Below are 6,524 nucleotides of genomic sequence, written 5' to 3' on the forward strand. Positions count from 1 at the left end.
AGCCGGGAGCGGGATCGGCCGGTGCCCGCCTCGGCCCGTTCGGGACGGGTCGGCTCGACCGCGCATCCGGAGGCCCACCGGCTCACCACGCGGACCGATCTCTCGGACACGGTGCTGGGCCCGCGGAACTACACGCCCCGGCGGATCGGTCTCCTCGCCGTCGTCGCCATCATTCTGCTGGTGACGGTGTCGTTCCCCCTGCGCAATCACTACCAGTTCCTCTCGGACGAGAAGGCGGTGGCGCAGGAGCGGGCGGCGCTGGAGGCCACGATCGCCGAGCTCGAGGCGGAGGAGCAGTTGCTCGCTGATCCGGCGTACATCGAGCAGCAGGCCCGCATCCGCTTTGGCGCCGTCAAGCCGGGGGAGACCCCGTACCGGGTGAGCCCGGTGGATCCGGTGGAGCAGGCGGCGGCCGAGCAACGGGCGGCCGAGTTGGCGGCGCTACCGTGGCAGACGCGGGTGTGGGACTCCATCTCCGTGCCCGCCGATCCCGTCTACCCGGAGAACTCGAGCCTGCCGGGGGGTACGTCGGTCCTCGAGGGCACCAGCATCCCCGGCGGCCCCGACACCCCGGCCGTTCCGGTCGATCCCCGGCGCGGGCACCTCGGCGTCGACTCCCCGGGCGGCGATGCACCCGATGGCGCCGATGCGCCCCAGCAACCACAGGAGGACCCCCCAGCGTGAGCGCCGAACACAGCGTGTCCAGTGACGATCTCGACGCGATCGAGGCCCAGCTGGGCCGGCGGCCGCGCGGGGTGCTGGAGGTGTCCTACCGCAGCCCCGACGGCAGGCCCGGGGTGGTCAAGACCGCGCCGCGGCTGGAGGACGGCACCCCGTTCCCCACGCTGTACTACCTCACCGATCCGCGGCTCACCGCCGAGGCGAGTCGGCAGGAATCCGCGGGGATTATGAGGGGGATGACGACGAGGTTGGCCGCCGACCCCGAGATGGCGCTGAACTACACCCAGGCGCATGAGCGGTATCTCGAGCAGCGCAACGAGATCGAGGACCTCGGGACCGACTTCTCCGGTGGCGGGATGCCCGAGCGGGTCAAGTGCCTGCACGTGCTGATGGCCTACGCGTTGGCCGAGGGGCCCGGCGTGGTGTGGTTGGGCGACGAGTCCGTGGCGCTGGCCTGCGAGGCCGGACTGCGCGGCACGGCGCTGCCCGAGGACTGGCCGACGCCCGAGGAGCTGGGCGTGCCGGACTACTACGCGCAGGAGCAGGAGTGACCTCGGCTGCTCTCGATGGCGCCGTCCGGGGTGGGCCTGTTCGCGTTGGCGCTGTGGACTGCGGCACCAACTCCATCCGCTTGCTCGTCGCCGAGGGCGTCCCCGGTCAGCCCGGGCTCACCGACGTCACCCGCGAGATGCGCATCATCCGGCTCGGTGAGGGCGTCGACGCGACCGGGAGCCTCTCGACCGAAGCCATAAGCAGGTGTCGCACCGCGCTCACCGACTACGCGGCCACGATGGCCGAGCTCGGCGTGAAGTCGGTGCGCATGGTGGCCACCTCCGCGACCCGCGATGCCGGCAACAAAGACGAGTTCTTCGACATGACTGCCGAGATACTCGGTGCGCACTTCCCGGGCGCGGTGGCCGAGGTGATCAGTGGGCAGACCGAGGCCGAGTTGACCTTCGCCGGCGGGGTGATCGACCTCGACCCGTCCGAAGGGCCGTTCGTGGTGACCGACCTCGGCGGGGGGTCCACGGAGATCGTGGTGGGCGAGCTACTTGACGCAGAGGTTCAGATCCTCGGCGCCCGCAGCCTCGACGTCGGGTGTGTGCGTATTACCGAGCGGGTGCTGCACTCGGACCCGCCGACCGCGGCCGAGATCGCTGACGCCCGCGCAGTGATCGCGGACGCCCTAGCCGAGGCCGGCGACGTGCCGGTCGGCCGCGCTGCCCGCTGGGTGGGCGTGGCCGGCACCTTCACAACGTTGAGTGCATTGGCGCAGGGGCTGGGGGAGTACGACCCCGAGCGGATCCACGGCAGCGTCATTCCGTTGGAGCAGATGCGTGAGGTCTGTGACCGCCTGGTGGCGTCCTCGGTAACCGAACGCCGGAGCCTGGGGCCCATGCACCCGGGACGCGCAGACGTGATCGGCGGGGGCTCCATCGTGGTCCAGGCGCTGTGTGATGTGATGGCAGAGCGCGCCGGGTTGTCCGAGCTCACGGTGAGTGAGAAGGACATCCTGGATGGCATCGGGATGTCGGTGCTGACCCGCCTGGCAGGCTAGCTCGGCACGGCGCCTTCACGCGTCTCCCGGCCCCGCCCCGGCAGGGTCGACACGCCCCCATAGCCCAATTGGCAGAGGCAGACGGCTTAAAACCGTTTCAGTGTCGGTTCGAGTCCGACTGGGGGCACGTTGTTGTAAGTCAATGACGGTTCGTTGCAGGATCCGGATGGGCTCAGGGCAACGGTTCATGCCGAACTGACTGCCGAGTGCGCGCGAGTATGTTGAAGATGTTCCCGTCATACCGAGCCTTGAGAAGGAGGGGTATGGCCAAAATCAGTCCCCTCCGCACGCTCTGCCGCGTAGATTATTGAGACTGGCAACGTCGTTGATGGGAGACGAGTGAGTTCAAACTATAGCCAAAAGCTTGCGCGACTCAGCTTTCTAGCCGCGCAGAGTGAGCAGGAATATGCCAAAGACAAACTAATTGGCGCAAAACTGGGGCGGAGCGTCCCGGTTCGACACAAGTGTTTTATTTCTTATCACGGCGCGGATATCGACGCCGTTACGGACTTCGTCGAAGAGTTTAGCGACATCTTTATTCCCAGGGTGATTGGTGTATCGGACAGTGATCACTTCGAAGACCCAATTGACAGTAGCGACGAAGAATACATCAAGGGACGGATAGGCTCCAAGTATTTGGCAGATTCTACTGTTACGATCCTTTTCCTTGGGGCATGCACATGGTCTCGAAAGTACGTCGATTGGGAACTGTCCTCAAGTCTGCGCCACGGTGCGGTTAACAAGCGTAACGGGTTAATGGCCATTACTCCAGCTGATCGCTCACTGCACCGTTTGCCTGAGCGGTTCGCGGACAATTTCAGCTCGATTAATTCCAGTTATGCCGCTTACTACTATTATCCGAGAACAGCGAGCGATCTTAGGGAATGGATTGAAGATGGATTTCAGGCGCGGACTGCAAGGTCGCATTTGATCGATAACTCCGGGGCGCTTCAGAGGAGAAATTACCCTTGTTAATTATCGATATGGCTTTCGGGTCAATAACGTTAGGAGGAGGCAATGCTCACCTTTCCTGCAGCTTACTTGGCCTTTGATAATTCGTCAGCTAAGGCGCAAACCTTATTTAACCGTGTTAGACGTGGAGAACTCGTCTGCCTGGTAATTGCCAGTGCCGCGGCTGTGATTCCTGGTCGCGCGGCGGCGGTGCTTGCTGTCCTTTTCTTCCTGGCCGCATTATTTCTTCGTGCTTCGAACACGTCGAGTGAAGCGGAGAAGCGTTGGTATCAAGCGCGGGCCGCCGCGGAATCCGTGAAGTCGATGAGTTGGCAGTATGCCGTCGGAGGAGAGTCATTTCGCCTTTCTCAGGGTGATGTGGATGAAGCTTTTCGTGCTCGACTCTTAAAGATTGCGAATGAACTTGATTCCATAGACGTCGGCCCGCCCAACGGAAGCGTGGGTGCAATTACTCCCGAGATGCGCCGTCTACGTTCCGGCTCAATCAGTGTTCGCCACGATTTCTACATCGATAATCGGGTGCGAGACCAGAAGAACTGGTACTCGGCGAAAGCCGAACTGAATCGTAAGCGGGCTAGCCAATGGAGGGTAGCGATTGTGTCTCTTGAGGCGCTAGCTGTTCTTCTAGGCATGGCTCGCATTCTGGAATTCTTCGATGCTGACTTATTGGGCGTTTTGGCTGCCGCTGCCGCAGGATGCGCAGCGTGGTTTCAAATGAGAAACTATGCTGGACTATCAGTGGCTTACGCCCTGACGGCACACGAGATCGACATTTTGGACGGGTCATATGTGGACGGGAACGATGAGCAAGCCTGGGCCCAGTTTGTCCACGATGCAGAAGCTGCATTCAGCAGGGAGCACACGATGTGGTTGGCGAGGAAGCAGGGCCCCATTGGTTAGTGGCATAAAGTCGAAGCTCAAATAGTTCGACCAGATGTTCTAACAGGCTGTCGGCGATCGGGTTTGATGCCGACTCCGATCCCCGTACCCGGAAAAGTGCTCAGCGCAACTCAGCACCATCTCTTTCCATCTATGCTCCACGACTCAGTTAAACTGACAGCGCTACGCCATCAGAGTGACGGAGTAACGGGACGGAACACGTGTAAACCGCAGAACATGGGCTTCTGGGTTGCACAAATGATCTGCGTATGGCGGTGGACTGCAGATACTTGGTGCGACGGCTCCGGATCTTGTCAGCACTACCAGGTCGAACATCGAGACCCTTGGCCCGCGTTGCTGTCGCGGAACGGGTGCGTTCGAAGTTAGCGATTCTATTGTGCGGGGTCTTGGTCTGCCGATCGTGCTCGCAATGGGCGGGACAAACTGTCCCAGGTTGCCCGCCGCCTCCTATGTGGGTTGCAGCTCCCCCTTGAAAGCGGCGTACTAGTACTGCTCGAACTCGACGGGCGGGACGTAACCCAGGCTCGAGTTGAGCCGGCCGTTGTTGTGCCACTCGGTCCATGCTGCGGTGGCGTGCTTGACGTCGTTGAGCCTCTTGCACGGCCCGTCGCGAAAGATCGTCGAGCGGATGCAACCGGCCAGATGCAACCCGTTGCCCGACTCCGGGAGCGCGCTACCTTAGGCTTCGCCGACCCTGCCGATCAACGGATTGAGAGGACTGCTGCACGGTCAGGTGATAGTGGTTAGTCACGCAGCCTGAGTGGCTGGCGTGGTCATGATTGTTTCTTACTCGATGGGGGTCAACCGACCGAGACGATCTAGGCGGCGGCGGTGGTAGGACCGTTCGATCCAGGAAACGATCGCGATTCGCAGGTCCTCGCGGGTGGCCCCGACGCGGCGGTCAAGCACGTCTTTCTGTCCTGACTTCCACAAGTTTTAGTGTCACCCTGCGTTGATCGCGTCGATGACGGCTCGCGCGGCGTCCGGGATTGTGGGTTCGACGAGCATTTCGTGGTCGCCGATGGCGACGGTGACCGTGCGCAGCGGTCGCAGGGTGGTGACGATCTTCTTGATCGACATGCCGGTGAGGTCCTGCAGGTGCCGCGCCACGGCCAGGGCCGCGAACACGACGGTGAGGTGAGCTTCGATCGCATCGCGGGTGCGGTGGAAGATCGGGCGCGCCCTCAGGTCGGCCTTGGCCATGCGGAAGGACTGCTCGACTTTCCAGAGGTCGTGATAGGCCGCCACGACGGCATGGCCGTCCATCACGGCCGGGGCGATGTTTGTGACATACCCCTTGTAGCCTGCAGACTCGCGGGCCCGCTGGATCGAGGCCTCGTCCAAGATTACCTTCTGGTCGGTGACCTTGACGAACCGCTGCTTCTTGAGTGGTTCTGCCCGGTCGGCCACGCGTTGGGCGCGGTCGATCTGCGCGTTCAGCGTCCGCCGGTCTCGCTTGGCTCGCTCCCATTTGTAGTGCCACACCACCCGCCGGTCTCGCCGGTCCCGGCCCTGGCCCATTGGGCGGATCAGCTCCACGACGCCGTCGTCGGCAATCAGATTGCCGCGGCGGCCGAAATGGTCCTCGAGCTCCTTGGGCGCCTTGGAAGTGCGGGAGCCGACGATGAACGACAGGCCAGCATCTTCCAGCGCATTGAGGTTGGCCGCCGACAGCATGCCCGCATCGGCCACCACGACCATGTCGCTGATCTGGTGGCGCTTTTGGAAAGCCGTGATGACCGGGATTAGCGTCTTGGTCTCTGCCTTGTTGCCCTCGAAGACGTGCACGTCCAGCGGGAACCCATCGCGGGCCACCAGCAGGCCGACGGTGATCTGCGGGTCGACCTTGCGCTCTTTACTCATACCGACTTTGCGCAGGTCATCTTCCTTCTCGGCCTCGAAATACAAGGTGGTCAAGTCGTAGAGCACCAACGCCACACCGGGGCCCCCGGCGCGGTTGACGTGGGCCCAGCAGGCGGTGGCTATCAGCGCGCGGTAGTCCCGGCCGACCACCCGCTGCAGACAGTTGTAAAGCGTGTTGACGTGCGGTGGTTGCGTCCCCAATTCGCCCAGGACCCGAACCGAGTCCAACTTGCTGGTCGGCTCCACCACACGGCACAGCACCAGGTCGCGGAACACCGTATCGCCAACCACGTCGAAGCCGAGCCTGGAGTACGTACCGGTCAACCCCTGCCACAAGATCCGCGCCGTGGACTGCTGGATCCGCGCGGCCGTCGCCGCCGGCACGTCGATCACCGCCCCGCCGTGATCGCTCAACTCCAGGTCTAACGCCTGCTGATCGCCCTGAATGCGCTGCTTGGCGACCTCTATCAATGCCGCCAACTCGCCGGGGGTGTGAGCCGAACCCAGGTGCTCGCGCACCACCAACCGGCCGCCGACCCACTCGACCAAC

The 6,524-nt window shown here is 63.0% G+C and carries 7 protein-coding genes, 1 tRNA gene and 1 pseudogene; 6 read left to right on the forward strand and 3 right to left on the reverse strand.

Annotated elements, in window-relative coordinates:
- The 6 genes from G6026_RS05895 to G6026_RS05920 all read left to right on the forward strand — a co-directional run.
- On the forward strand, window positions 1-684 hold a 684-nt coding region (locus G6026_RS05895), incomplete at its 5' end, for a septum formation initiator family protein (RefSeq protein WP_182612510.1).
- Window positions 681-1,232: a DUF501 domain-containing protein gene (locus G6026_RS05900; RefSeq protein WP_182612511.1), complete on the forward strand. Its 552-nt coding sequence runs from the start codon at window positions 681-683 to the stop codon at window positions 1,230-1,232. The genes G6026_RS05895 and G6026_RS05900, both read left to right, overlap by 4 nt.
- Window positions 1,233-1,285: 53 nt before the next feature.
- The gene (locus G6026_RS05905; protein ID WP_309230135.1) at window positions 1,286-2,239 is read left to right on the forward strand and encodes a Ppx/GppA phosphatase family protein; all 954 of its coding nucleotides are present in this window, start codon (window positions 1,286-1,288) and stop codon (window positions 2,237-2,239) included.
- A 53-nt stretch (window positions 2,240-2,292) separates the two neighbouring features.
- Window positions 2,293-2,366 (forward strand) — tRNA-Leu (locus G6026_RS05910).
- 212 nt (window positions 2,367-2,578) lie between these two features.
- The gene (locus tag G6026_RS05915) at window positions 2,579-3,214 is read left to right on the forward strand and encodes a TIR domain-containing protein (protein ID WP_182612515.1); all 636 of its coding nucleotides are present in this window, start codon (window positions 2,579-2,581) and stop codon (window positions 3,212-3,214) included.
- Between the two features lie 42 nt (window positions 3,215-3,256).
- A complete protein-coding gene (locus tag G6026_RS05920; protein WP_182612517.1) occupies window positions 3,257-4,111 on the forward strand; it encodes a DUF4231 domain-containing protein in 855 nt (284 codons plus the stop codon).
- A 483-nt stretch (window positions 4,112-4,594) separates the two neighbouring features.
- On the opposite strand, the gene G6026_RS05925 is transcribed toward G6026_RS05920, so the two are convergent.
- The 3 genes and pseudogenes from G6026_RS05925 to G6026_RS05935 all read right to left on the reverse strand — a co-directional run bounded on the left by G6026_RS05925 (window position 4,595) and on the right by G6026_RS05935 (window position 6,523).
- Window positions 4,595-4,759, reverse strand: coding sequence for a hypothetical protein (locus tag G6026_RS05925; protein WP_182612519.1), 165 nt, complete (start codon window positions 4,757-4,759; stop codon window positions 4,595-4,597).
- Between the two features lie 138 nt (window positions 4,760-4,897).
- Window positions 4,898-5,029 (reverse strand): annotated as a pseudogene (locus tag G6026_RS05930) (IS3 family transposase); the annotation flags it as partial.
- A gap of 24 nt (window positions 5,030-5,053) precedes the next feature.
- A complete protein-coding gene (locus G6026_RS05935; protein WP_182612521.1) occupies window positions 5,054-6,523 on the reverse strand; it encodes an IS1634 family transposase in 1,470 nt (489 codons plus the stop codon).
- Window position 6,524: the final 1 nt, after the last annotated feature.

Origin of the sequence: Dietzia sp. DQ11-38-2 (assembly GCF_014145055.1) — a bacterium.
GTDB lineage: Bacteria > Actinomycetota > Actinomycetes > Mycobacteriales > Mycobacteriaceae > Dietzia.

Excerpts from the sequence above, each read along its gene's own strand:
- G6026_RS05920 (WP_182612517.1), top strand. The coding sequence starts at position 3,257 with ATGCTCACCTTTCCTGCAGCTTACTTGGCCTTTGATAATTCGTCAGCT.